Source organism: Haloarcula mannanilytica (genome assembly GCF_005406125.1).
In the GTDB taxonomy this organism is placed as follows: Archaea; Halobacteriota; Halobacteria; order Halobacteriales; family Haloarculaceae; genus Haloarcula; species Haloarcula mannanilytica.
The window spans coordinates 1-26,756 of the sequence record NZ_BIXZ01000002.1 but is presented as its reverse complement, the minus strand read 5'-3'; the positions used below and the strand labels follow the sequence as shown (position 1 = coordinate 26,756).

General features: G+C 64.9%; 18 protein-coding genes and 1 rRNA gene. 10 read left to right on the top strand and 9 right to left on the bottom strand.

The window, feature by feature from the left end; all coding sequences use genetic code 11:
- Positions 1-353 precede the first annotated feature (353 nt).
- A complete protein-coding gene (locus Harman_RS07260; protein WP_137683158.1) occupies positions 354-5,678 on the top strand; it encodes a beta-galactosidase small subunit-related protein in 5,325 nt (1,774 codons plus the stop codon).
- A 46-nt stretch (positions 5,679-5,724) separates the two neighbouring features.
- On the opposite strand, the gene lipA is transcribed toward Harman_RS07260, so the two are convergent.
- The 4 genes from lipA to Harman_RS07240 all read right to left on the bottom strand — a co-directional run bounded on the left by lipA (position 5,725) and on the right by Harman_RS07240 (position 8,490).
- A complete protein-coding gene (gene lipA, locus Harman_RS07255) occupies positions 5,725-6,699 on the bottom strand; it encodes a lipoyl synthase (protein WP_268812799.1) in 975 nt (324 codons plus the stop codon).
- A gap of 84 nt (positions 6,700-6,783) precedes the next feature.
- Positions 6,784-6,948 carry a hydrogenase maturation nickel metallochaperone HypA gene (locus Harman_RS07250; protein WP_137683156.1) on the bottom strand — a complete coding sequence of 55 codons (165 nt, stop codon included), beginning with the start codon at positions 6,946-6,948 and terminating at the stop codon, positions 6,784-6,786.
- Positions 6,949-7,197: 249 nt separating this feature from the next.
- Positions 7,198-7,560 carry a winged helix-turn-helix domain-containing protein gene (locus Harman_RS07245; RefSeq protein ID WP_137683155.1) on the bottom strand — a complete coding sequence of 121 codons (363 nt, stop codon included), beginning with the start codon at positions 7,558-7,560 and terminating at the stop codon, positions 7,198-7,200.
- A gap of 54 nt (positions 7,561-7,614) precedes the next feature.
- Entirely contained in the window at positions 7,615-8,490 is an 876-nt protein-coding gene (locus Harman_RS07240; RefSeq protein WP_137683154.1) for an NmrA/HSCARG family protein, read from the bottom strand.
- A 208-nt stretch (positions 8,491-8,698) separates the two neighbouring features.
- Between Harman_RS07240 and Harman_RS07235 the strand changes: the two genes are divergently transcribed.
- Complete coding sequence (locus Harman_RS07235) at positions 8,699-11,068, top strand: DEAD/DEAH box helicase (RefSeq protein ID WP_137683741.1); 2,370 nt, start codon at positions 8,699-8,701, stop codon at positions 11,066-11,068.
- 205 nt (positions 11,069-11,273) lie between these two features.
- Positions 11,274-11,513 carry a hypothetical protein gene (locus tag Harman_RS07230; protein ID WP_235007170.1) on the top strand — a complete coding sequence of 80 codons (240 nt, stop codon included), beginning with the start codon at positions 11,274-11,276 and terminating at the stop codon, positions 11,511-11,513.
- 296 nt (positions 11,514-11,809) lie between these two features.
- Here Harman_RS07230 and Harman_RS07225 read toward each other — a convergent pair whose 3' ends face one another.
- Positions 11,810-12,466 carry an HAD family hydrolase gene (locus tag Harman_RS07225; protein WP_137683153.1) on the bottom strand — a complete coding sequence of 219 codons (657 nt, stop codon included), beginning with the start codon at positions 12,464-12,466 and terminating at the stop codon, positions 11,810-11,812.
- 248 nt (positions 12,467-12,714) lie between these two features.
- Positions 12,715-15,903, bottom strand: a complete 3,189-nt coding sequence (locus tag Harman_RS07220) for a methyl-accepting chemotaxis protein (RefSeq protein WP_200830853.1) — start codon at positions 15,901-15,903, stop codon at positions 12,715-12,717.
- A 241-nt stretch (positions 15,904-16,144) separates the two neighbouring features.
- Between Harman_RS07220 and Harman_RS07215 the strand changes: the two genes are divergently transcribed.
- From Harman_RS07215 to pheT, 5 genes are all read left to right on the top strand, one after another.
- Entirely contained in the window at positions 16,145-16,867 is a 723-nt protein-coding gene (locus tag Harman_RS07215) for an endonuclease NucS domain-containing protein (protein WP_137683151.1), read from the top strand.
- A 282-nt stretch (positions 16,868-17,149) separates the two neighbouring features.
- Positions 17,150-18,190 (top strand): tRNA-intron lyase, encoded by a 1,041-nt coding sequence (gene endA, locus Harman_RS07210; RefSeq protein WP_137683150.1) that lies wholly within the window; start codon positions 17,150-17,152, stop codon positions 18,188-18,190.
- A 118-nt stretch (positions 18,191-18,308) separates the two neighbouring features.
- Positions 18,309-19,958 carry a tryptophan--tRNA ligase gene (locus tag Harman_RS07205; protein WP_137683149.1) on the top strand — a complete coding sequence of 550 codons (1,650 nt, stop codon included), beginning with the start codon at positions 18,309-18,311 and terminating at the stop codon, positions 19,956-19,958.
- A gap of 273 nt (positions 19,959-20,231) precedes the next feature.
- Complete coding sequence (gene pheS, locus Harman_RS07200; protein ID WP_137683148.1) at positions 20,232-21,743, top strand: phenylalanine--tRNA ligase subunit alpha; 1,512 nt, start codon at positions 20,232-20,234, stop codon at positions 21,741-21,743.
- On the top strand, positions 21,743-23,485 hold the full coding sequence (gene pheT, locus Harman_RS07195) for a phenylalanine--tRNA ligase subunit beta (protein ID WP_137683147.1): 1,743 nt from the start codon (positions 21,743-21,745) through the stop codon (positions 23,483-23,485). Before pheS ends, pheT begins: the two co-directional genes overlap by 1 nt.
- Positions 23,486-23,539: 54 nt before the next feature.
- Here pheT and Harman_RS07190 read toward each other — a convergent pair whose 3' ends face one another.
- From Harman_RS07190 to Harman_RS07180, 3 genes are all read right to left on the bottom strand, one after another.
- On the bottom strand, positions 23,540-24,019 hold the full coding sequence (locus Harman_RS07190) for an RDD family protein (RefSeq protein WP_137683146.1): 480 nt from the start codon (positions 24,017-24,019) through the stop codon (positions 23,540-23,542).
- A gap of 39 nt (positions 24,020-24,058) precedes the next feature.
- On the bottom strand, positions 24,059-25,111 hold the full coding sequence (locus Harman_RS07185; protein ID WP_137683145.1) for a quinone-dependent dihydroorotate dehydrogenase: 1,053 nt from the start codon (positions 25,109-25,111) through the stop codon (positions 24,059-24,061).
- A 105-nt stretch (positions 25,112-25,216) separates the two neighbouring features.
- Entirely contained in the window at positions 25,217-25,414 is a 198-nt protein-coding gene (locus Harman_RS07180; protein WP_004516407.1) for a hypothetical protein, read from the bottom strand.
- A gap of 248 nt (positions 25,415-25,662) precedes the next feature.
- Here Harman_RS07180 and Harman_RS07175 point away from each other — a divergent pair, with 248 nt between their 5' ends.
- Both Harman_RS07175 and Harman_RS07170 read left to right on the top strand, forming a co-directional pair.
- The gene (locus tag Harman_RS07175) at positions 25,663-25,971 is read left to right on the top strand and encodes a non-histone chromosomal MC1 family protein (protein WP_137683144.1); all 309 of its coding nucleotides are present in this window, start codon (positions 25,663-25,665) and stop codon (positions 25,969-25,971) included.
- 660 nt (positions 25,972-26,631) lie between these two features.
- Positions 26,632-26,756, top strand: a 16S ribosomal RNA gene (locus tag Harman_RS07170); the annotation flags it as partial.

The window sequence follows — 26,756 nt, the reverse complement described above, 5'->3', positions numbered from 1 at the left end:
TCACTCGCGCGACGCTTAGTGCTTTCGCGGTGCTGCAAACCCGCTCCCACGAGGGTATTACCGCTGAAACGTCGGTTGCCTGTCCGTTCTCCCTCGCTCTGCGATTCGGGTCGAACGACGAATTACTCGGACGTATCCGGCAGTGCATATCCGCCCGATACAGGATTACCGAACGGGACTGTGAGTATGACTGACCGTGCAGTCCGGCCACACGGCCCGAGGTTGTGGCGGCCTGAATTATCACCGACCAAATCCCTGAGTGACATGTTTAATTACCGATGAATTAAGTGGAACCGCGCTGTGTGAATCCTGTTCCGTGACCGACTGCGGAATGTAATGGTGAATGTTCACTGATGCCAAACAGCGATTCACATCAGGACGGGCGCACGACACAGACGACCGGCGACGCCGCGATTTCGGCGTCGCGGCGGGACTTCCTCCGTGCCACGGGGCTGGCCGCGCTGGCGGCCGGCGTGGGCGGCGATGCCGCCGGCGCGGTACAGGGAACCGCACAGGTCGAGTCTCCGGGCGGTCCCGGCCGCATCGAGAACCTCGGCGCGTACATCGAGGACCCGGAAGTGTTCGAACAGAACCGGGAGCCGACACACGTCTCCACGGCGATACCGTACGGCTCTGTCGGCGCGGCCCGCGACGCCGACGAACCGTTCACAGCGCTCGAAGACCGCTGGTCGGACTCCGCGTATTTTCAACTGTTGAACGGCGACTGGCAGTTCAAGTTCTACGAGCAGCCGGCGAACGTCCCGGATTCGCTCGGTGACGAGGAGTGGGACACGATCACGGTTCCGAGCGTCTGGCAGACCGAGGGGTACGGGCAGCGAATCTACTCGAACACCGGCATCACCTGGGACGAGTACGACCCGTCCCTCTCGGGTAACCTCGACCCGACGGCCGGCGACATCGACGTTCCTGACACGAACCCGGTCGGCGTGTACCGGCGGTCGTTCGGCGTGCCGACGGACTGGGACGGCCGCGAGGTGTTCCTGCATTTCGAGGGCGTAAAGCAGGCCTACTTCGTCTGGGTTGACGGGACCTACGTCGGCTTCCAGCAGGGGTCGATGACGCCCGGCGAGTTCGACATCACCGACCATATCACGCCTGGCGAAGACCACACGGTCACCGTTCAGGCGTACCGCTTCTCCGACGGCGAATCCCTGGAGAACATGGACATGTTCCGGTACTCGGGCGTCTACCGGAGCGTCTCCCTCTACTCGACGCCGACGGTCCACGTCCGGGACTTCTACGCCCGGGCCGGCCTCGACGAGAACTACGAGCACGGCCGGCTCCGGGTCGACGCCGAAGTGGCGAACTTCGCCGACGAAGCCCAGGGGAGTCATACTGTCCGGGCACACATCTACGACCCGAACGGGTCGGCCGTCGAAACGCTCTCGGAGACGGTCGACGTGGGCGCGGAGGGCGGCGCGGTTACGCTGGAAACGACCGTCTCCGAGCCCGAGCGGTGGTCGGCCGAGGACCCGGCTCTCTACTCGGTCGTCATCGAACTCGTCGCCGGCGGGGAGACGACCGAAGCGCTGTTCGAGAAGGTCGGCTTCCGAACCTACGAGACCACCCGCGGGCAGCGGGGCGCGCAGGTGTTGGTCAACGGCGAACCGGTCGAGGTCCGCGGGACGAACCGCCACGAGACGACCCCCGAGTCCGGACGGACCGTGTCCGTCGAGCGGATACGCGAGGACATCGAACTGCTCAAGCGGCACAACGGTAACGCCGTGCGGACCTCCCATTACCCGAACGACCCGACGTTCTACCGGCTGGCCGACGAGTACGGCCTGTACGTTCAGGACGAGGTCGGCGTCGAGACCCACTGGTGGGAGGGGCTGCTCGCGAACACGGAGGTGTACCACGACCAGGCCGTCTCGCGGTTCCGGCGGATGGTCCTCCGGGACCGCAACCACGCGTCCATCTTCTCGTGGTCGACCGGCAACGAGGCCGGGACCGGCGGCGAGCACCTGGCGATGGCTGCGCTGGCGATGGATTCCGACGAGCACCTGCCCGAAGACACGAGCGACGTGACCGGCGCGTCGACGGTCGATAGCTTCGACGGTCCGGTGCAGGGCCTCGCGCCCGATCGGCTCATGTACCACCAGCCCAACGGCGGCGGCTGGGACGTCGAGTACAGCGACATGCTCGGCCCGCGCTACCCCGGCGTGGACACGCTACTCGCTACCGGTGACGGCTCACACATCGGCGACGGCGAGCGCCCGGTGGTGATGGGCGAGTATAACCACGCAATGGGCAACAGCCTCGGGTTGGTCCACGCGATGTGGTCGAACCACATCCAGCCCGACGCGCGCCGCGCCCGCGACACCACCGGCGCGGGCACCGACGGCGTCCTCGTCGGCGACCCGACCGTCGAACCCGGCGAGTCCGGGGGCGTGGTCACGCTCGGAACGGACGACCGAATCGAGGTCCCCGACTTCTCGATGGCGGCGTTCGACACCCCGACCTTCACGCTCGCGGTCACGTTCACGGGGGTCGCGCCGAACACCGAGGTTGACCTCGTCTCGCGGGGCGAGGCGTACGTCTTAACGGTCCGGGAGGGTGGACACATCGAACTCACTCTCGGTGACGCGTCCGTCTCCGGCAAGCCTCAGGGTCGGCTCGCTCCCGACGAGTGGCACACGGTCGCCGTTGCCTGCACGCCCGAGACGCTCACGCTGTACCTCGACGGCTCGGAACTCGCCTCGACGAGCCACTCGCTGGCGTCCGTCCTCGACGAGTCCGAGCCGTTCCGCATCGGGGCGCACACGCAGCCCGGCCGGGACGAGCCGATCACGCTCGATGCGGTGTCGGTCCTCGATACCGCGGTCGACGCCGACGCCGTCTCGGCCGTCCACGAGACCGACGATGCGGTACTCCGGTACGACTTCGCCGCCCTGCTCCGCGACCAGAGCCTCGCCGGCGGCTTCGTCTGGGACTGGGTGAACCAAGACATCGACGCGACGACCGACGACGGCACGGACTACCAGTTCTACGACGACGACCCGTTCTGCCTGAACGGCTTAGTCTGGTCCGACCGCTCGGTTCAGCCGGAGCTCCTGCAGCTCAAGCACAGTCACCAGCCAGTCAAGGTGGCCCCGCGGGACCTCACGCGGGGACAGGTGTACGTCACGAACCACTTCGCGTTCACCGACCTCGGCGTGGTCGACGGGGAGTGGGCGCTCACGGCCGACGGCGAAGCCGTTCAGTCCGGTTCGCTCGACCTCGACGTGCCGGCCGGCCAGACCCGCCCGGTCGAGGTTCCGCTCGACGCCCCGGCCGACCCTGAACCCGGCACGGAGTACTGCCTCGAACTCGCCTTCTCGCTCGCGTCCGCGACCACGTACGCCGACGCGGGCCACGAGATCGCCTTCGACCAGTTCGAGGTCCCATTCGACGTGCCCGAGCCCGAGCCTGTCGCCGTCGAGGACATGCCGGCCGTCTCGCTGTCGGAGTCCGACGGCTCCGTCACGGTCTCGGGCGATGGCTTCGAGTACACCGTCGACACCGAGTCCGGTCGGCTGTCGTCGATGCAGTACGGCGGAACCGACCGCCTCGCGTCCGGTCCGCAGTTCAACACCTGGCGCGTCCCCATCATGAACGAGTCGGTGAGCTGGGGGAGCGAACAGGCCTCTAGCTGGCGGGCAGCCGGGCTGAACGACCTCACGCAAACCGTCGACGCCGTCCGCACCGCCCGGCCCGCCGACGGACTCGCAACTGTCGAGGTCGACGCCTTCCTCGAAGGGGCCGCCCCCGGCGAGACGCTGGTCACTCCCGACGCCTCAAGCACCGGCGCGGACGGGACCGTGCAGGGCGACCCCGAAATCGTCTCCGGACAGTCCGGCCAGGCCATCGCCTTCGACGGATCGGACGACTATGTCGACGCGGGAGCTCTCGACGCGCTCGGGTTCGCCGAACCGGGCTTTACCGTCTCCGTGACGTTCCAGGGTACGGACACGGACGGACATAGCCCGTTCGTCACGAAGGGCGACACCCACTACGCGCTGAAGATCAACGGCGACCAGTTCTCCTTTTTCATCTACGACCCGAACGCGAGCGAGGGCGAGTCCGCCTGGAAGTCCGTGCGGGCCGACGTTCCCGGCGAACCGGCGGCCGACGCCTGGCACCGTCTGGTCGGCGTCTGCGCGGACGGCGAACTGCGCCTCTATCTCGACGGCTCCGAGGTCGCGACTCAGTCCCACGAGGTGACCGACCTCGTCCCGACGGAGTACCCGGTGCAGGTCGCCCACAACGCCGAGCAGTCCGACCGGTACGCGGAGACGACCATCGACTCAGTCCGGATATTCGACCGCGCGCTGTCGGCCGACGAGGTTGCTTCGGGGTTCGACTCGCCGCCCGAGAGCGCCGTGCTCTGGTACGCCTTCGACGCGTTCGAGGAGCAGTCGTCGACGCGAATCACGCCGGACGCGACCGAGTTCGGCAACGACGCGACGCTCCACAACGGTCCCGAGGTCGTCCCCGGCGTCTCCGGGCAGGCCGTCGAATTCGACGGCCAGAGCTCCCTCTCGCTGGGGGCATCGAACAGTCTCGATATCACCGACAACGGTCTCACCCTCGAATGCTGGGTCAGGCCCGGCGAGCCACAGGACGGCGACGGCCCACAGCCCTACATCGTCAAGGGCAGCCAGTACCTGCTCAAGCGCCGGTCCGGCGACCGCGACGGCGCGCTCGAATTGGCGTTCAACACCGGCGAGTGGCACTGGGTCTCGACGGCCGTCCCGGACAACTGGGCCGGCAACTGGCACCACATCGCCGGTGTCTGGGACCCCGAGGCCGGCGAACTGCGGTTCTACGTCGACGGAGAACGCCAGAACACGAAGGCCTACGACGGGTCGCTTCAGCACGCCGACGCCGGCGTGACGGTCGGTAACGACGGCGATGCCCGCGTTGCGGCCGGAACGCGGATCGACAACGTCCGTATCTTCGACCGCGGGCTGGGCGACGACGAGGTGGCGGCGACGGACACCTCTGCCCTCGACGGTGCGGTCGCCTGGCTGAACATGGATTCCTTCGAGACGGTATCGAGGCAGGGACCGGGCTTTTCGGCCACGTACCGCTACCGCGTCTTCGGGAGTGGCGACGTGGCCGTCGACGTGACAGCCTCGCCCAACGACCGGCTCCGCCAGACCGTCTCCGACTACCTCCCGAAGGTGGGCCTTCGTATGGACGTGCCCGACGGATTTGACCAGTTGGAGTGGTACGGCCCCGGTCCCGAGGAGACCTATCCCGACCGGAAGTGGGGCGTCCGCGTGGGCCGATACGAGGGGTCAGTGACCGACCAGTACGTCCCCTACCTGCCGCCGACGGAGAACGGGAACAAGGCCGACGCTCGGTGGGCACTTCTCTCGGACGGCGACGGGGCCGGCCTGCTTGGCCTGCCGCTCGACGGGTCAATGAACGTCAACACCGACCACTGGGCCAACCTCGACGAGGCGGCCCACCAGCACGACCTCACTGAGAGCGACACCGTCACGCTCGACTTAGACCACCGGGTCACCGGCGTCGGCGGGACGCCGACTGAACCGCTTGATAAGTATACCGTGCCGGTCGACGACGCGTCGTTCGGCGTCGTCCTCCGGCCGGTCGGCGGCAACGCCGACCCGATGGCGCTCTCGAAACGGCGCTTCCCCGACGAGAACTGAACCACGGATCACCGGGGACGGACCCGCGTGGTTCGCGCCGTTTGTCTCACTCGCTAGCGCGGGTCGCTTCCCGCGCCGCCTCGACGCTCTCGCCGTCGCGCAGAACGCTCTCGACGAACAGTTCGCCGGCGCGGTACGACGACCGGACCATCGGCCCCGAGGCGCAGTACAGGAAGTCAAACTCCGACTCGGCGACCCGCTGCCAGGTATCAAAAACGTCGGGATGGACGTACTCGGAGACCTCCAGATGCGAGCGGGAGGGCTGGAGGTACTGGCCGAAGGTGACCACGTCGACGCCGGCCTGTTGGAGGTCCGACAGCGTCTGGTACACCTCGTGGGCGTACTCGCCGACGCCCAGCATCAGGCTGGTCTTGGTGTAGCAGTCCCCCTCGCGGTCGGCTTGCCGCAGTACCGACAGCGACTGCTCGTAGCCCGCTCGGCGGTCCCGGACCGGCCACTGGAGCCGGTCGACCGTCTCGATATTGTGGGCAAGCACATCCGGCCCGGCGTCGATTATCTTGCGAACCAGTTCCGGCTCGCCCTGGAAGTCCGGGATGAGACACTCGACCAGAATCGACGGGTCTCGTTCCTTGATTGCGCGGATCGTCTCGGCGAAGTGGCCCGCGCCCTGGTCGGGGAGGTCGTCGCGGTCAACGCTCGTCAACACAACGTAGTCCAGCCCGATTTCGGCGACAGCGTCGGCCACCTGCTGTGGCTCCTCGGGGTCCAGTGGCTCCATCCCGCCAGTCTCAACGTCACAGAAGTTACAACCCCGCGAGCAGCGGTCGCCCATGAGCATGAACGTCGCCGTTCCCGGGCCGTCGCGCCCGCTCCAGCACTCCCCGAGGTTCGGGCAGTTGGCCTCCTCACAGACGGTGTGGAGGTCCCGGTTCCGAAGCGTCTGCTTGATTTCGGTGAACCGCTCGCCCGACGGCGGCCGGGTCTTCAGCCAGTCGGGCTTGCGCGAACGACTCATTACCCGTTCTTGGTGACTCTGCTCAAAAGAGGTTGGGTTCGTCACCACGTAGCCGGCCACAGATATGGCCACTCGACGCGTCCGTGTCGAGACAGTGCCGTCGTTCGCTGTCGATACCCCCGTCCGGCGTTATTCCAGTTGCGTGTGGTCTTCTGAGTCGCACTCCGGACACTTCATCCAGTACGAGTCCGGGTCCGCGCCCGATTCGAACTCGTGACCGCAGTCGTTACACTCGTACCGTGGCGTTTCGTCCGTGAGCCCGACCTTCTCTTTGACAGTCTCAAGGACAGACATTGGCTGCACCGGGACGTTGCACACCGAGGCTGTTATAACGTCAGACTGTGCTTCAGGTCCTGAAGACCCGATTCTCGGTGACCAAACTTGTACGACTACCCCTGCTCGAAATCTACCCGTTCGTGACCCGGAACAGCAGCTACTGGATTCCCGTATCGGCGCTTCAGTCTGTGAAGCTACCCCTGACCACTCGGGCAGGGGCGTCCGTACTGGCTGGAAAACTCGGAACGTCCGTACTCGCCCACAAACTCACTGCTTGCTGTCCGATTTGGACTCGCCGTCGCGGACCGTTGTGTTCTCCTCGACCAGTTCCCGATGGAGTTCGATGTCGACCTCGAAGCCGCCCCCGTCGAGTTCGAAGCACACTCGCTCAAGCGTCGTTTCATACACCTTGTAGTGGTTCCCGTCGGCGTCCACGCGAGTGTCCTCCCGCAGGAGGTCGTACTCCTGGCAGACGTTGACCCGACGATACACCGTCGGCTCCGAGGCGTCGAGACGGTCCGACAGGGCTTGTACCGAGACGGGGTCGACGTTCGCGGCCGCGAGGATGCGCCGTACTTCCTCGCTGCCGATGACCTCGAACACGGTCTCCGGCTCCCAGTCCTTGCTCACAGGACCGATACGATCATCCAGACAGATAAGAGCGGTGTGGGGACTCGGGTGGCTTCAGTTGGCTGTGGCCGGAGCAGGTCGCCAGGTTTCGTTCTCGGCGAGGTACGCCTCGAAGGATGTTGTCTCGATGCCCCACTCGGCGAGGGCGGGGATGTCGATGTCGTAGCCCACGTCGTTGAACCACTGGAACATGTCGGCCAGTTCGTCGCCGGCCATCTCGCGGTAGTCCTCGACGGCAGCGTGGACTGGGTCGACCTCGTGGCCCAACTGTTCGCTAAACGCTGCGGCAAATTCTTCGAGTGTCAGGTCGTCGCCGGCCAGCGTAATGACTTCGCCGAGGAACGTGTCGGGGTCGTTCAGCGCGGCCACGACGGCCTGGCCGATGTCGGTCGCGTCGACGACGGCCAGGGAGACGCCCGCCTCCAGGGGCATCACTAACTGCCCGTCCATGATGTCGTCGCGCATCATGTACGCGAAGTTCTGCATGAAGAACACCGGGCGGATTACCGTTGCCGGCAGTCCGAGTTCCTCGATTCGCTGCTCGACGGCCCACTTGGACTCGAAGTGTGCGAGGCCGGTGTCTGCGTCCGCGCTGCCGACGGAGCTGTAGACGAAGTGGTCAACCTCGGCGTCGGCCGCGGCTTCGGCCAGCGTGACGCCCTGCGTGACTTCCATGTCGGTCCCCTGCTCCATGAACGTCGTGACGCCGTAGACGGCGTCCATGCCGTCGACGAGTTCTGCCATTCGGTCGGCGTCGGTCAGGTCCCCCTCGACGACGGTGACGCCGCGGGCTTCGAGGGCCTCGGCACCGTCGCTTGTGGCGTCGCGTGTCAGCCCGTAGATCTCCCACTGTTCGCTGTCAGCCAGCAGGTGGTCTACGACTGCGCCGCCCTGGGTTCCGGTTGCGCCGGTGACGAGTATGTTTCTCATAACGTATAGATATACAACAGGGATATAGATAAACTAGCAGGGAGCCGTGCTACCACGGACGTTCGAGGGTCCTGCTGACCCGGCGATTGCGGACCGTCTCGCCACCGACGACGGCGACCGCCCCATCGCACACGCCGCCATAGAAACGCCTTTGCCGTCGCGGAACTGCGACTGTGACGTGCCATCCCGAACCGACAGCGAGCCGACTGTGGCGGTCGCGGAGGTGCTCCCCGACTTTGCCGACGCCTTCCCATTCGAGGAGTTCAACCGGATGCAGTCGGCGGCCCTGCCGGCCCTGCTGAACCGCGACGACAACGTCGTCGTCAGCGCGCCGACGGCCAGCGGGAAGACCGCGCTGGCCGAACTGGCCATCTGCAAGACGCTCGCCGAGGACGGGACCGCGCTCTTTCTCGCGCCGCTGCGCGCGCTCACCAATGAGAAGGAAAGCGAGTGGGAGCGCTTCGAGGACCTGGGCTACTCCGTCTACGTCGTCACCGGCGAGCGGGACCTGAACCCGCGCCGGGCCGAGCGGGCCGACATCCTCGTGATGACGCCGGAGAAGGCCGATTCGGCCACCCGGAAACACGAGACGAGCCGCTACTCGTTCATCACGGACGTGGACTGCTGTGTCATCGACGAGGTCCACCTGCTGGATTCGGACCGGCGCGGGGCGGTGCTCGAAGTCACCGTCTCGCGGCTCCGCCGGCTCTGTGACCCGCGCGTGGTGGCGCTGTCGGCGACGATGCCCAACATCGACGACGTGGCGGCGTGGCTCGACGCGCCCGAGGAGACGACCTTTGCTTTCGGCGAGGAGTACCGACCCGTGCCGCTGAACGCCGACGTGAAGACCTACTCGCACGGCGAGAACGCCTTCGCCGATAAGTACCGGCGGCTCTACCGGGCATTAGACCTCGCCGAGCCACACATCCGCGAGGAGGGGCAGGCGCTCGTGTTCGTCTCCTCGCGCCAGGACACGGTGCAGGCCGCGAAGAAGGCCCGCGACGAGATCACCGAGCGCGACATCCCCATGGGCGCACGCGGCGACTACGACTTTCACAACGACGCCGCGGAACTCTCGAACGACACGCTCCGCCAGTCTGTACTGGACGGCGTGGGCTTTCACCACGCCGGCCTCGCGCGCGAGGACAAGAACAAGGTAGAGCAGTGGTTCAAGGAGGGCAAGATTCAGCTTCTCTTCTCGACCTCGACGCTCGCGTGGGGCGTGAACCTCCCCGCCCGCTGTGTCGTCATCCGCGACACCAAACTCCACGACCCGCTGGAAGGCGAAGTCGACATGAGCCCGCTGGACGTGCTCCAGATGCTCGGCCGCGCGGGCCGGCCCGGCTACGACGACATGGGCTACGCCTGGGTGGTCTGTGACCGCTCCGACGCCGATAAGTACCGCCGCCTGCTCCGGGACGGCAAGGAAATCGAGTCCCGGCTGGCGGCCGAACTCGACGCCCACCTGAACGCCGAAATCGCGCTGGGGACCATCGACGACGTGGACGACGTGATGGACTGGCTCGCCACGACCTTTTACTACGCCCGCTCGCAGTCGGCCCCCGACGAGTACGACGCCGGCAGCGACCTCCGCGAGCGGGTCAGCGACACGCTCTCGGCGCTCGTCGACGAGGGCTTTGTCGAGCAGGACGGCCTCAACGTCGAGCCGACGCGGCTCGGCCAGTTAGCCTCGAAGTTCTACCTTCGGCTCTCGACTGCGCGCCGCTTCGCCGACATCGCCGAACGGTGTCAGGACGCCGCCGACCCGGATTCCGCCGTTTCCGTGGACGCCGACGACCTGCTGACCGCGGTGGCCGGCGCGACCGAGTTCGACAGCGTCAGCGCACGCTCCGACGAAGAAGATGCTGTCCACGCGGTGCTGGGAGACAGCGTCGACGACAGCCTCGACGCCGGCCAGCGGAAGGTGCTGGCCATCCTCCGCTCGGGCATGACCGGGACGACGCCGACAGAACTCAAAAGCGACGCGTGGGTCATCCGCCAGAACGCCCTGCGCCTGCTCGCGGCGATGCGGGAGTTCGTCGACACGCTTGGGCCGGCCCGCTACGCCAACCTCGCCTGCCGGGTCGAAGCCCGCGTCGAACACGGCATCAGCGCCGACGCGGTGGGGCTGACGGCTATCGACGGCGTCGGCAGCGGCCGCGCGGGCAAACTCGCCGCTGCGGGGCTTACGTCGCCCGCCGACGTGGTTGAGGCCGGTGAGGACGGCCTCGTCCGTGCCGGACTCTCCGAGGGCGTCGCCGAACAGGTGCTTGCGAACGCACGAGACCTCCCCGTCATCAGTCTCGACTGGGGCGATTTCCCAGAGACAATCGCGCCCGGCGATAACGATATGCGGGAGGTGACGGTCGAAAACACCGGCGGGAGTGCCCGTGCGGGCCTGCGAGTGACGGTTAACGGGCGTGAGATGACCGCAAAACCGTCGTATCTCGGCGAGGCCACGCTTCCGGTGGCCGTCTTCGGCGCGGACGCGGACGAACTCACGTTCACCGTCGAAGTCGCGTTCCCCACGCTCCCGCTCCCGACGATTACCGAAACCCGGTCCGTGCTGGTCCGGTAATCTCTCTCTCGGCTATCTCCATGAAACGATCTTAGAACGCCCTATAAAATTTAAAAAGATATCTAAAAGCGTTACAGCGGGCCGTGAAACATCGCTGAAAGGTGCTGAAATCCGGTTAATATCCCGAAAAGAACACGAATTATCCCCAAGGGTCTGGCGTTTATATGGGGGTCTGGGTCCTTGCGAAGAAGTGAGGAAGCTCACAATGTCCAGTGCATCGCCCTTCCGCTCCCCGATGGAAGCCGCCCCAAGCAGCATCGACCTCCAGTCACTCACTCGCCCCCTCCAGTTCATCGCGTTCTGGCTGGCTATCCTCACGCCGCTGGCGTACCCGCCGCTGCTGCTGGGCGGACTGGACAGTCAGACCTTCCTCATCTTCGTGGGTGTCGTTGCCCTCAACGTCTTCGGCCTGCTGGCGGGCCGAGGCTACGGTGACCCCGCCTGACCTGGCCGGTCGCCCTCCACCCTGGCAGTCCGAGCACGTGGCTTCCGATCTTCCACTTTTTGACTCCCCCTCCACTCTTCGCGGTCGTCTCATACGGATCGCTGTCGAGCATGCAGTGATGGTTCTGAATCGGACAGCCGTCGCAGGACAGTCGTCCGTATCGTCGCTACTTCGTGTCCTATCCCGATGCTCGTTACAAACTGATTCGGACTGTGGCAGCGGGACGACCCCTCGGGCGTGTGCGATGGATCGATTCTATCGTTTCAGCATGTCTGATAAAGACGCTATAACGGCTGTTACACACCGCCTAACAGCACCTGACGAAGCGTCTTGGCGTCGTCAGCGGTCTCGTGGACCATCGAGAGGTCCGTCTCGTCGCCGTCACCGCGGAACCCGACGGTCGTCATGCCGGCGGCGACAGCTGCACGCGCACCCATTGTGGAATCCTCGACGGCCCAGCAGTCCCCGGGCGCGACGCCCAGCTCCGCCGCGCCCCGCTCGTAGATGTCCGGCTCCGGCTTGCCGGGGCCGTCGATGTCGCCGGCGCTGATCGCAACGTCGAACTTCGAGAGGAGGTCGAAGCGCTTGTCGGCCACGTCGATCCAGGCCCACGGCGCGGAGGTCGTCAGCGCCAGCCCGACCCCGGCGTCTCGAAGGTCGTCCAGTAGCTCGTGTGCGCCATCGAGCAGGGTCGCCTGCTCGCTGTAGATTTTCTCGCCGTACTCCTCGAACAGCCCCTCGAAGGCCTCGCGGTCGATTTCGAGGTCGTACTCCGCGGCCAGTTCGGGGTACAGCTCTCGGTAGTTCCGGCCGGTGATGGCTGAGACGGGAATGTCGTCGTTTGGCGCGGCTGTCGGGAGAATATCTTCGCGCTGGGCTCGGACCCAGTGCTCTTCGGACTGGACGAGCACGCCGTCCATATCGAAACAGATCGCGACCGGTGGTTCGCTCATTACCGTGCAGTCACTCGGCGATGGCTTTGGCTGTTGCGACTCCGGCGGCGGTGACGACGCACTGACGTATCGGTATTCCGGCCTGGATGCGCCCGCTCGTGAACAAGCCTGCAGCCTGCACATCGCTGCGTCCACCGGAGTACCCGCAGTACTCCTTGCGCGTCGTAAAAAATCGGTGTCGCGTTCCGCACGGTCGGTACGGTTTGTTCGGATCTGGCGCGGTCGGAAGCCGCCTGACTCGCGGTCGATCAGTCGTCGCCAGCGGCCGACTCAGCGCCGTCTATGTCGAGTGATTCCAACTCGGTCGTGTCCGTGTCGTCGCTGACCTCGAACTCGTCGACCAGTTCCTCCAGGTCGTCTGCGAGGCCGGCGACCGACTGGACGTTCTCAGAGACGCTGGTGAGCGAACTGGACTGTTCCTCGGAGGCGGCCGAGACGTTACTCGCTTCGGCGGCCGTCTCCTCGCTGACGCTGCTGACTTCGTCGACCATCGCCACGACCTCCTCGGTGGTGGCGGCCTGTTCGTCTGTAGCGTCGCTGATCTCCGTAACGCCGCTTTCGGCGTCGTCGACGACCTCGGCGATCTCGTCGAACAGGTCGATGGCGTTCTCGGTGGTCCTGACCCCGCTCTCGACCTGGTCGCGCATGTCTTCGATATCGTCGACCGTCTCGTCCGTCGAGTTCTGAATCTCGGTGATGAGTGACTCGACTTCCTCGCTCGCCTCGCCGGCCTCCGACGCGAGTGACTTAATCTCGTCCGCGACGACAGCGAAGCCCTCGCCGGCCTCACCGGCTCGGGCGGCCTCGATAGAAGCGTTCAGTGCCAGCATGTTCGTCTGCTCGGCGATGTCGGTGATCATCGCGACGATCTCGCTGATTTCCTCCATCTCCGTCTGGAGGTCCGAGACCTGGTCGACCGCGTCGTCGGCCCCGTCCTCGATCTCCTGAATCTCCGCGGACGCCTCGGCGGCCTGTTCGCTCCCCATCTGCGCTCGCTCGGCTGCCTCTTGGGCGGTGTTGGCCACGTCGACCGACGAGGAAGCTATCTCCTCGATGGTCGCCGACATGTCGTTCATCTCGCTGGCGACCTCCTGGAGGTTGTCCGACTGGGTGTCGGCTCCGCTTGAGATCTCCTGGACCGACTCGGCGACTTCCTGGCTCGCTTCTTCGATCTCGGTCGTACTCGCCGCGACCTCCGTACTCGCCTCGCTCACGTCCTGTGCAATCGACTGGACCTTAGCGATGCTCTCGTCGACCGCATCGAGACCCTCGTCGATGTTTGCGAGGACCTCACCGTACGCGCCGGGGAGGTCGGTGTCGAGGTCTTGGTCGAGGTGTCCCTCCCGGAGGTCCGCGCTCACGGATTCGAGCTGTTCGAAGCTCTCCGAGAGCTGCGTGAGCCCGGAGTTGAGTTCGCGCATGACCTCACCGTAGTCGCCGGGGAGGTCGGTGTCGAGGTCCTGATCTAACTCCCCGGCCCGGATGTTCTGGCTCGCCTGGCTGATCTCAGTGAAGCTCGCGCTGAGCTGGGACATTCCGTCTTCGAGGCCCACCATGATTTCACCGAACTTCCCGGGCATGTCGGTCTCTATCTCGTCGTCGAGATGTCCGTCGCTGAGGGAGTTGCTGACGGATTCGATCTGTTCGACCTGTCGATTCAGGTTCGACTGCATGTCCTCGAAGGCCGTCACCATCTCACCGATCTCGTCGTCACCGGTCGAGATGTCGTCCGTCTGGTCGAACTGCCCCTTCGACAGTGCTATCGCCCGGTCGCGGACCTGTTCGATCGGCTTCGAGATGTACCTGGCCGCGGCGTATCCCGTCACCGAGACCACGATGGCCGCGAGACCGAACAGCCCGATGACGAGGGTCTGTGCGGAGTCGGTCGTGCTCTGGAGCGTTGCGGCGAGTGCTGCGATCGGTTCGTTGATGTCCTGTTCGGGGACGGTGGCGACGAGCGTGTACTGCTTGTCGCCGAGCTGTAGCGGTGCGAAGCCGACGTACCTCGTGGCGTTCCCCTCACCCTCGACCTGTTTCGTGTGGGTCGTCATTCCCGATTCGCCGGCGAGCATCTGGTTCTGTGCAATCGTCCCGAGTTCCGTCCCGTACTCGCCCTCCGCGACGTTCGTTCGCTGCTCGATCATCGTCTGATCCGGGTGGCTGACGACTTCGCCCTGCTCGTTGAGGATGTAGAGGTAGCCGCTCTCACCGACCGTCACGCGGTTCGTCGTATCGGTGATGAGGGAGTAGTTGAACTGGGCTGCGATGACACCGCGGAACTCCCCGTCTCTGTACACCGGCGTGGATATGTACATCTTTTCGTGGCCGTCTTCGGTCTGGACCTCGCCGAAGTACGCCTCGCCCTGGCTGCCGGATTGAGCGCCGGTGAACCAGTCTGTATCGGCGTAGGACTGTGAGCTGTCCGAGCCGGTGGTCACGTCCTGTCCACTCCGCTCAGCGTGGATGATTTCGTCCCCGTTCGGTCCCGCAAACGTGATCTCTTCGTAGGCCAGGTGTTCCTCCTCACCCACGGTGACCGTCCGCGTCAGGAGGTACCGCTCGAATGAATCCCCCATCTCGCTCTCGGCGTCGCTGACCGCAGTCTGCTGGAGTTCGTGGTAGTAGACGCTGGGTGCGATGATCCAGTCGAAGGGCTCGTAGTAGGTGTAGGCGATGAACTTCGTCATCTCGGGGTTGCCCTCCTGGGTTGTGTCTTCCCACTCGTACTCGGCGATGCCCCAGTCCTCGCCGTTCCGGACTGCCTGGTTGGACTCGATGTCGGCCTTGATGTCGTCGAAGACCACCAGCGTTCCACCGCTGTCCTCTTTCAGGTTGTGGCCGTCGTCGAGGTCGTAGTGGACGACAATGTTGGAGTCGCTGTCGGTGATGTACGCATAGCCCGTATCACCCATGTAGCCGGGCTGGAACGAGTCGTACATGGTCCCGGACGGCTGGGTCTGGTCCCCAGCCGTGCCGCCGACCATCGACTCGACTTCCCGTTTGACTTGCTCTTGCTCTGTGGCAGAGAGGTCCTCCCAGTCCTGTCCGTCGTACTGGTTTTCCAGCACTGTCTGCATCGCGCTGTCGATGGTGGCTCGCATCTGGAGGGACATGTAGCCGAGTTGGCGCTGACTCGACTCCTGAACGAGTTCCATCTCGCCGTCCTGTGCGGCCAGGTAGTTCTCTGTCGTCGAGGAGTCAGCCAGCGACCGAACGTCGACTTCGCGCTGATTGACCTGATTCTGAATGCCTTCCTGTCGCGCTTCGACGCTGTTGTTCAGCTGGTCGGTCATTGCCCCCCGGAGGTAGTTCCCGCTCTGGGTCTGGGCTTCTTGATTCAGCTCTCCCATGCTGTTGGCTGATAACAGCCCAACACCGGCTAGCGGTGCCAGTGAAATTGTAAGAAGCAAGACTATTAGCTTGATCTGCAGGTCCATACCACGGCTCGTATAATCCGCAACTTAACCCTTATCGCCGCATTCTCCGCGTTGATAATTAATGGCCAAAACACTAATAAACCTGGATAAACCAAACCTCAATTTCGGATAATTACAACCCAACTGACTACTGTGCGGCTCGATTTATCTCCATCTCCGACGCCAGTTTTAGTTATCAATTTCACAACCAAAATCCCTACCGTGGGAACGTTCAAATACCAGCACACGACCAGGCCGGTCCATGCACGACGGAACCCGTGTGATGGCCGGCGAGTGTACGACCGTTTTCGAGGGATCGCGCGAGCGGGAACAGCGTGGCGACGTGCTCGTTGTCGTCAAGCCCGACAACACCGTTCTTGTCCACGACGCTGCTGGGTATCAGCCGGTCGCGTGGCTCACACGCGCGGAAAGCGTCACCGTTGAGGACGGGACGGTAATCGCTCGCGACGGTGACGAACTCCTCCGCGTGGTCACCCACGAGGAACACGGCAGCGCCCGGTATCCGGCCTCGAAGGCTGGCGTCCCGGTGCGCGACTGTCCCGACTGTGACGGGACGCTGGTCCGCGCCCGGAGCGAGGTCACCTGTACCGGCTGTGACGCCGCCTACGGAATTCCGAGCGACGCCGCGGTCACCGGCGGCCGCTGTGACGACTGCGGACTCCCCACGCTTCGGGTGGAACGCGGCCGCGCCTTCGAACTGTGTCTCGACCGCGACTGCGACTCGCTGGACGATGCGGTCACGGCGGCCTTCGACCGCGAGTGGGACTGTCCGAACTGCGACGGCGACCTGTTGATTCTCCGCCGGGGCGGCTTGCTGGCCGGCTGTGAGCACTATCCAGACTGTGACACCGGCTTCTCGATGCCCTCTGGTGTCGTCGTCGGCGACTGTGACTGTGGCCTGCCGCTGTTCGAAACCGCCAGTGGAACACGCTGTCTGGACAGTACCTGCTCGGAACTGGGATGAGTTTTCAGGACTGTATTCACCTGGAGATACAGCCTTGAGCCGCCGGAAAACCCTACTTAGCCTGTTTACCCAACCGCTGCGGGGTGGGACTGAAAGGGGCGAAACGCTTGAGGAAGGCGGCGGGTTCAAGCACCGCAGCGAAGCGAGGAGCGCAGACCGGCCCCCGACTCCAGCGTCTCGGGGCTTTCTGGCTCTCTCTATTCGCGGCTGTCAAACTGTACCTCCCTGCACTACCAGTTCGGACCCGCAGGGGCTTTGTCGCCGCGGGGGCCACGTCCGAGCATGGAACTGACGCTTGAGGGCGATGTCGTGCGGGCTGGCTACGAGGCACGCGAGCGGTTCTACGACTCGCGTGGCTACGGCAAGGTCCGCAACGGCGACATCGACCTGGCTCCGGTGGAGGCCACGCACCTCCTCTACCGCGGGGACATCGAGAGCATCGACGGGATGGACTTCCGGGCCTTCCTGGGGTCGGCGGCCGTCTCCGAGGTCGACTTTGCCGTCTACAAGGACCTCCGGGACCGGGGCTTCTACCTCACGCCGGCCCGAGAGGGCTGGGTCGACGAGGCCGCGGGCATGGACTTCGTGGTCTACCCTCGCGGCAAGGGGCCGTGGGACAACGAGGTGGCCTACCGCGTCCGGGTTGTCGGCGAGCGCGACACCGTCGCTGCCGCCGACCTTGGCGAGTGCGTGCTGGCGGTCGTCGACGAGGAGAGCGAGGTGACGTATCTCGACACTGGCCGGCGGGCTGTCGACGGGACCAGCGACGCCGTCGTCCCGTCCACAGAGGGGGACCTGCTGGCCGAGCGGGTGGTGTGCTGGGAGCCGCCGGCGGAACTGTACGAGCAGGCCTTCTACGGGCAGCAACTCGACGACGACGGCGCGGTACAGCTCTCACTCGTCGAGGCCGCCTATCTTGCACGGGAGGGGCTGCTCACGGTCGAGGGCGGGGCCGAGGCCGTCATCGAGCGGGGCCGCGAGGTCGAGGGCGATCGCTTCGACCGCCGGCTGGCCGTGTACGCTGCCTTGCGCGCCAGCGGCGTCGCCCCGAAGACCGGGTTCAAATTCGGCGCTGACTTCCGGACCTACGCCGATGTCGAGAACGCCGAGAACCTGGGTCACTCGGAGCTACTGGTCCGGGTACTGCCGGCCGACCACTGTTTCGAGCCGCGGGACCTCGCGCTGGACGTACGCTTGGCTCACGGCGTCCGGAAGACGATGGTGTTTGCGCTGACGGCTGATGGCGGCGATAGCGACGACAGCCCCGACAATGACGATACTGACGATATCGAGTGGATCGCCGTCGAGCGGCTGACTCCCTGACTCGGTCACCTGTCATCCGCTGTGACACCGCCCTGGGCGGCGTATCGAAACGAACCCTTTTTGCGCCGACCGGAACCAAAGCACCTGTAACGTGGCTCACCGCGAGCCGACCACAGCCATGACACCGGACGACTCCCACCACGACGACGCATCGCCCGACGAGGACCGCCGCCAGTCGGGCGGAGAGTGGCGGGAGTCCGACGCGCTCTCCGGCGGCGAACCGGTGCTCCCGGACGGCGGCACCGAGGCCGAAGGGGCCGACGAGGCGACGCTCGACCCGTGGGGCTCCTCGACCATCGCCGACTATCGCAAACTGTTCGAGCAGTTCGGCATCGAGGCGTTCGACGAGGTCCTGCCCGAAGTCCCCAATCCGCACTACCTGATGCGCCGGGGGGTCATCTTCGGCCACCGGGACTACCGACCGGTCGCTGACGCGATGCGCAACGACGACCCCTTCGCCGCGCTGTCGGGGTTCATGCCGACCGGCGACCCCCACATCGGACACAAGCTCGTCTTCGACGAAATCATCTGGCATCAACAGCAGGGCGGGGACGCCTACGCGCTCATCGCGGACCTCGAAGCCCACAGCGCCCGCGGACTCTCGTGGGACGAAATCGACGAGCACGCGACGAACTACATCCTCTCGCTGCTGGCGCTCGGTTTCGACCCCGACGAGGGGACGCTGTACCGCCAGTCCGACAACCGCGAGGTGCAGGACCTCGCGTTCGAACTCGGCGCGGAGGCGAACTTCTCGGAGCTGCAGGCCATCTACGACTTCGACGGCGAGACCGACATCTCGCACATGCAGTCGGTCGTCACGCAGATGGCCGATATCCTCTACCCGCAACTGGACGAGCCGAAGCCGACGGTCATCCCCGTCGGCCCGGACCAGGACCCGCACATGCGGCTGGCGCGGGACCTCGCGGCACGGATGCGGTACTTCGGCGTGACGGAGGCGTTTGCCAGTTTCGAGGCCGACGCCGTCGAGCGGACCCTACTCCGGCAGGCCTACGACGCCCGCGAGGAGTACGCCGAGGACGCCGACCGGCCCCGCTGTGGCGAGGCCGCCGACTGGCTGCGCGACCACCAGCCAGCACCTGCCGACGCCCGCGAGTCCGTCGTCGCCAAACTCGACGAGGCAGGGAAGGAGCCGCTCCGCCCGCGGATTCGCTTCCTCGACCGCAACGCCACCGACGCGGCGTTCGAGGCGCTCATCGAGGCCATCGACGGCGAGAAGCGAGTGTACGACGAGCACATCGACACCTTCGACCTGGACCACGCCGAGGCCGAAGAACTGGCCCGGCAGGTCGAACTCGACACTGGCGGCTACGGCTTCCAGCCGCCCTCGTCTATCTACCACCGGTTCATGACCGGGCTCACCGGCGGCAAGATGTCCTCCTCGATTCCGGCCTCGCACATCTCACTGCTTGATGACCCCGAGGACGGCTACGACAAGGTCAAATCGGCCACGACTGGCGGCCGCTCCACTGCCGAGGAACAGCGCGAGAAGGGCGGGAAGGCCGACGAATGCCCGGTGTACGAGCTGTACGCCTACCTGCTGTCGGGCGACGACGATGAGTTCGCCAAAGAGGTGTACGATGAGTGCGTCGGCGGCGAACGGCTCTGTGGCGGCTGCAAGGAGCAGGCCGCCGAATTGATGGCGGAGTTCCTCGAAGACCACCAGGAGAAACGCGAAGAGTGGGAGGACAAACTCGACGAACTCGATATCGACCTCGACTCCGACCGCGCGCGGACGAGTGCGGACTGAGGGCTGGAGCGGAGTCAGTCGGCTCGTGTCGGGACAATCACACGCGCAACGTTTTTATTTGGTAGTCACAATCGCTCGGATATGGTATCCGAATCCCACCCAGGCGTCGCTCGCCAGCCAGTCGACAGTCCGGGGTTCGGCTTCTTTTTCGCTGCCTGAGCGCGCGTGGACTCCGGCGGCGTCGAGAGGCGCGGGCGGACGAAACCGCGAGCAGGAAGTGAGAACCGTTAACTGAGCGACCCGCGGTTATCCCCACAAGACCGAGACACCCGTATGAAACGACCACAGGCACAGGTGGCCGTCCTGCAGGCCGCCGACGCACAGGAAGACAGGCGCATCGACGACGTGGCCGCGGACGCCGACCTCAAACCGGAAGCGGCCACCAGAGCGGCGTTCGAACTCGAAGCCGACGGACTGGTGTCCGTCGCCGAGGAGACGCTGGAACACTACGAACTCACCGAGGAGGGCGACCGGTACGTCCGTGAGAGCCTGCCGGAGCAGGACCTCTACGAGGCAGCTATCGACGCCGGCGCGGCCGACGGCCCGGTCCAGATGGGGCAGGCCATCGGGGCCTCGGGCCTCGACGGCGGTGCGGTCGACATCGCACTCTCGAACTACGCCCGCAAGGCCTACGGTGAGATCGACAGCGGCGAGATCACGGCTAACCCCGACGCTGACACCGGATCGGACCCCGAGATGCTGGCGCTGGAGGCGGTCGCCGACGGCCGCGTTGAAGACGCCGACGCGGACGCGCTCGACCAGCTTGAGCGGCGCGGCCTCCTCGATGTCCGCGAGGAGACTGTTCGTTCGGTCCGGCTCACCGACGACGGCGTCACCGCGCTGATGGAGGGCGTCGAGGCCGCCGAAACCGTCGATCAGCTCACCCCCGAGCTGCTCACAAGCGGCGAGTGGGAAGACGTAGCTTTCACCGAGTACAACGTCGAGGCCGACGCCGAGGACGTGAGCCACGGCAAGGAGCACATCCTCCGCCAGACGGCCAACCGCGTGAAGGACACGCTGGTCGGGATGGGCTTTTCCGAGATGGAAGGCCCCCACGCCGACGCCCAGTTCTGGATCAATGACTGCCTGTTCATGCCACAGGACCACCCGGCTCGGACCCACTGGGACCAGTTTGCGCTGGAACAACCTGACGAGATTCACGACCTACCCGACGACCTCGTCGAACGGGTTCGTTCAGCCCATAAGGAGGGCGTCGGCCCCGACGGCGAGGGGTATCACTCGCCCTGGACCGAGGACATCGCCCGCGGGATGGACCTGCGGGGCCACACCACCTCGCTGTCGATGCGCTATCTCTCGGGCCACCAGGTCGGCGAACTGGACCCGCCCGAGCGCTACTTCAGCGTCGAGAAGGTGTACCGCAACGATACGCTCGACCCGACCCACCTTCTTGAGTTCTTCCAGATCGAGGGGTGGGTGATGGCCGAAGACCTCTCTGTGCGGGACCTGATGGGGACATTCACGGAGTTCTACGAGCAGTTCGGCATCACCGATCTGGAGTTCAAGCCCCACTACAACCCCTACACGGAGCCGAGCTTCGAGCTGTTCGGTACCCACCCCGAGACCGGCGAGGTCGTCGAGGTCGGCAACTCCGGTATCTTCCGCGACGAGGTGCTCACGCCGCTTGGCGTCGACTGCGACGTGATGGCGTGGGGTCTCTCGCTCGAACGACTACTCATGCTCATGTATGGCTTCGAAGACATCCGGGACGTACACGGGACGCTGTGTGACCTTGAACTGCTGCGGGAGACGGAGGTGATGCGCTGATGCCGGTCGTCGATGTCGATCCCGACGAACTGCGGTATCTGACCGGCCACGACGAGAAAGACGACGACGAACTCAAATCGGACCTGTTCGACCTCGGGCTGGAGTTCGAGGGCTGGACCGAGGACGACGAGTTCCAACTGGAGTTCGCGCCCGATAGACTGGACCGCCTCTCCGTCGAAGGTGTCGCGCGGTCGCTGCGCTACCACTACGGCGACGACCGCGGGGTGGAGGTCCCCAACACGAACAGCGCAGACTGGACCATCGAGGTCGAGGACCAGCCCGACGAGCGCCCGTACGTCACCGGCGCTATCGTCCGCGGGCTGGACCTGGATGAAGCTGCGCTGGAGTCGCTTATCCAACTGCAGGAGAAGCTCCACGCGACGATGGGACGCAAGCGGGCGAAAGGCGCGATTGGGGTTCACGACCTCACGATGCTGAAAGGCGATTCGGTCACGGACGAGACGGGCAAGTCCATCACCTACACCAGCGCCGATCCCGACGAGGCGACGTTCGTCCCGCTGGACGCCGACGCGGAGATGACCCCCAGTGAGGTCATCGACTCCCACGAGACCGGCCAGACTTACGGCGACCTCGTTGCCGACTTCGACCGCGTGCCAGCCATCTACGACGCCATCGGGCTGTTCTCGTTCCCACCAGTCATCAACGGCCGCCGGACCGAGGTCAGCGTCGACTCCCGGGACCTGTTCATCGAGATGACCGGGACCGACCAGTGGACCATCGACCACATGTGCAACATCGTCTGCTACGCGCTCGCCGCCCGCGGCGGCCAGGTCGAGAAGGTCGACGTGTCCTACGCCGACGACGCGCCCGGCGAGTACGCCGGCAAGACCCTGGAACGCCCGGACTTCACCGTGCGGACCAAGACGGTCACGCATGACCGCATCGAATCCATTCTCGGCGTCTCACTCGACAGCCGGGAGGTCATCGACTACGCCGAGCGGGCCGGCCTCGACGCCACAGAGACGGAATCCGACGACGGCGTCGCCTACGAGGTGGAGATTCCGCCCTACCGTGTCGATGTCATCCACCCGCTCGATATCATCGACGACATCGGCCGCGCGCTCGGGTTCAACAGCCTCGAACCGACGTACCCGGATGTCTCGACGGTCGGTGGCCGCCACGACCGCTCGCGGCTGGAGGACGCCGCCCGCGACGCGCTCGTTGGACTGGGCTTCGAGGACCTGCTGAACTTCCACATGATAAACGAGGCCGAAAACTTCGAGCGGATGGGGCTGTCTCCCGACAATACTGGCGGGGACGCCGTCGGACTGGCCGACCCGGTCACCATCCAGGAGCCCTACAGCGAGGACTACACCATCCTCCGGACGTGGGCGTTGCCGTCCATCATGATGGTCTTAGAGAACAACACGCATCGGAGCTACCCACAGGACCTCGCCGAAATCGGACTCGCCGCTGGCCTTGATGACTCTGAGAACACCGGCGTCGCTGAACACCGTACCGTCGCGGCCGCGCTCGCGCGCACGGACGCCTCCTACGAGGACGCCAAGGCTCGCCTGCAGGCGCTCGCCGACGCCTTCGACAAGGACCTCGAAACGCCCCCGACCACGCATCCGTCGTTCATCGACGGCCGTGCCGCTGAGGTAGTCCTCGATGGGGAATCGGTCGGCGTCATCGGCGAGATTCACCCGAAAGTGCTCGTCGAGCACGACTTGGAACTGCCGGTCGCGGCCTTCGAGTTCCGACTGGACGCGCTGGAGTAAGTTCGGCAGCGAGCGAAGCGAACGCTCGGTTCTCTTTGCCCCACCCGCTTTGCGCTACCTTTCGTCTGGATACACGTACTCCACGTCACTCGGTTTCCCGGTCTCCGCTTCGTCGGTTTCGATGACGATAGTCGAGGAGAGCTTGTTGAACAGCCGCAGTCCTTCCTTCTCGTAGGCCAGCCAGCCGACGAGGATGTCTATGGGGAGCAGGAACGCCTTCCCGAAGCTCTCGATGGCCGCCGTCCCGTAGTCGATAGCGTCGCCACGCTCGTCCGTGACGGCGATGTTCATGACCATTTTGCCGGCTGACTGGCCTTGCCGACCTTCGAGGACCGTCCAGTAGACGAACAGTCCGAGGCCGTTCAGACCGGTGAACGGCGTGGTCGCTGAGAGGCTACCGGTCAGGAGTGAGAATACGCCTGCAGCCTCACCCAGTGCGGAGAGGGCGATACCGACGAGAAGGATATCGAGGAGCCACGCGAGAAATCGGTCGTCCCAGGCGGCGATGTGCAGGGTGCGTGGATTGGCGGTCATACCGGCGGTTCGCTGCACCCGTACTTCAAGATTCACCAGTTACAGGTCCGCACCGACGGCGTCTTCGACGGAGTCGAAGCCGTCCTCCGCGAGCAGGTCGAGCAGTCCTTCGTTGATCTCGCGGGCGATGGACGGGCCGCGGTACACCAGGCCGGTGTATAACTGGACGAGCGAGGCCCCGGCCCGGATCTTGCGGTATGCGCCCTCGGGTGTCGAGACGCCACCGACGCCGACGACGGGCACGTCGACGCGCTCGGCGACGAACCTGACCATCTCTGTCGCCTCGTTCTCGATTGGCTTCCCGGAGAGGCCGCCCGTCTCGACGGCGTTTGGCGAGCGAAGGCTGGCGGGCCGTTCCGTCGTCGTGTTCGTCGCAACGACGCCGTCCAGGTCGAGTTCGGTCACCAGGTCCAGCGCGTCCTCGACCGCCGGTTCGGGGAGGTCAGGCGAGAGCTTCACGAGTAGCGGGGCCGCGCCCGCGTCCTGGAGTTCGCCGAGGATGGCTTCCATCGCGTCGCGGTTCTGGAGCTCCTCGAACCCCTCGGAGTTGGGACAGGAGACGTTGACCACGAAGAAGTCTCCGCCCTCGGCGACGTGGTCGTACGTAGTCCGGTAGTCCTCGGGGGCTTCGTCTGTTCCGACATGTTCCGTCTTGGCGATGTTGACGCCGACTGGGAACGGCGCGTCGACGTTTTTCAGCCGCTCGCCGATGACGATGGCTCCGTCGTTGTTCAGCCCCATCCGGTTGATGATGGCCTCGTCCTCTTTGAGCCGGAACATCCGCGGGCGGGCGTTGCCGGCCTGTGGCTCGGCCGTGACGCCGCCGACCTCGGCGAAGCCGAAGCCGAGCGACGCCAGCGCTCCGGGGATGGTGGCGTTCTTGTCGAACCCGGCGGCGACCCCGACGGGGTTGTCGAAGGTGTGGCCGAACGCCTCCACGGCGAGTCGGTCGTCAGCGACGGTGTAGCGGTCGGCCATCGCGTCGGCGACCCGCGTTCCGTCGACTGCCGCCAGCAGTCGGTGGACGCTCCGGTTAGCAGTCTCTGCTGGCAGGGCAAACAGGAGTGGTTTCGCGATATCGTAGGGTCTCATTGTGTGGGTGGTTCAGTTGGCTCGAAGAACTGTGGTGACCGACTGGTATCGGGCGTTTGCCCCGGTAGCTCTGCCCGGTGGCACTGTGTCACCGTCGATGGTGCCTCAAAAGTCGTGTTCGACCTCTTCGGGGTCGGCCTTCTGGATGATAATCTTGTTGTCCCGGACGCGAACGAACACCTCGTCGCCGATCTCCATCCCGGCGACGGCTAGCTCGTCTTCGTGGATGTTGATATGTACGTTGTGGTACTCGCCGTCCTCATCTTTGGCGCCACTCGGGCTGAGCTTCTTCTTTCGCACCATCGCGCTATCCTACTCCGCACTTCACTGCAGGATACACTTAAGTCTACCGTGCCGCCGGCCGCTGGCTGGCGGTTTCGTGAGCGCGCGTGACGACATAACCCCGAATTTTCGGTCTGAATCAGCCGGTTTGAGGGTTCGAACGGGTCCACTTCGGTCCTCGTTTATAAAAGTATCCGCCGACGGAAGGCGAATTGGGGGGTATATTTATGTTCTGGCATGTGCTGAATTGGCATGGAGCGGTGAAAACCATGGCACCCGACAGTGACAAGCGCAACTTCGCACTGCGTGAAGACGGTGACGAATCGAGCGTCTTCTCGGGCGGAACACCTCGGCAGGCTGCGCTGAAGGCAGCTCGCCGACTCGATCCGGCCGACGGCGAGGACCAGGCTGACCCCGAAGAGATACGACTACGCGAGAAGGGGACCCACAAGGTCCACATCTACGAAGCGTGGGCATGGGTCGAGGAGGCCCCGGACGACAAACCCGACTGGATGCCCGGCGACATCACGAAAGGGAACGTCTCGAAGCAGGGCGTCGAACACCTAGACGAGATCTAGGTCGCGGTCTCGACATTTTCGGTGACCTTTCGATCGGTAGCGGTCGCTCCGCGCCCACGTGCGCGCGAGAACTACTGCTCCATCTCAGGTACTCACTTCGGATAAGCCGTACTGGCCGTCTGTAGTCGTGTGCAACACTCACACCCGTGTAATCACTTCCCGTAGGCGACTCCCTTCGACGGGGTTAAGTGTGGCTCACTCATCGGAATGAAATGCGAACGCGGTCAGGGGCCGACGCCCCCGGACGAACGGACTCGTTCCGACGCCCTTAAGTGTAACAGGGTATTCGGAATGAACGCGAAGGTCGCTCACGTCGTGCGGTTCGACGTGAGTCCCACTCCGATGCCCTTAAGTGTAACAGGGTATTCGGAATGAACGCGAACGACGTTCGGTCGGGGACATCGAACCCCTGCCGACACGGACCAGGCGGGACCGACTCGCCAACGAAACTCGAAGCCTTTATGGTGGCTTCGAGACAACAATCAGGTCCGAAGAAATGAGGATTCCACCCCTGCGGTCCGCCGTCAAGATGGGATCTGATGTTAGCCCTGATAGTTCGGTGACACTCGGTCGACGGGTGTCCTCGAACACCCTTCGATAGCGACCACACCCTTTATCGGGTGTGATCCCGCCTAACCCCCCGGCATTGTGCCGGGATACATTCCGGTTGATCCTGCCGGAGGCCATTGCTATCGGAGTCCGATTTAGCCATGCTAGTCGCACGAGTTTAGACTCGTGGCATATAGCTCAGTAACACGTGGCCAAACTACCCTACAGACCGCGAT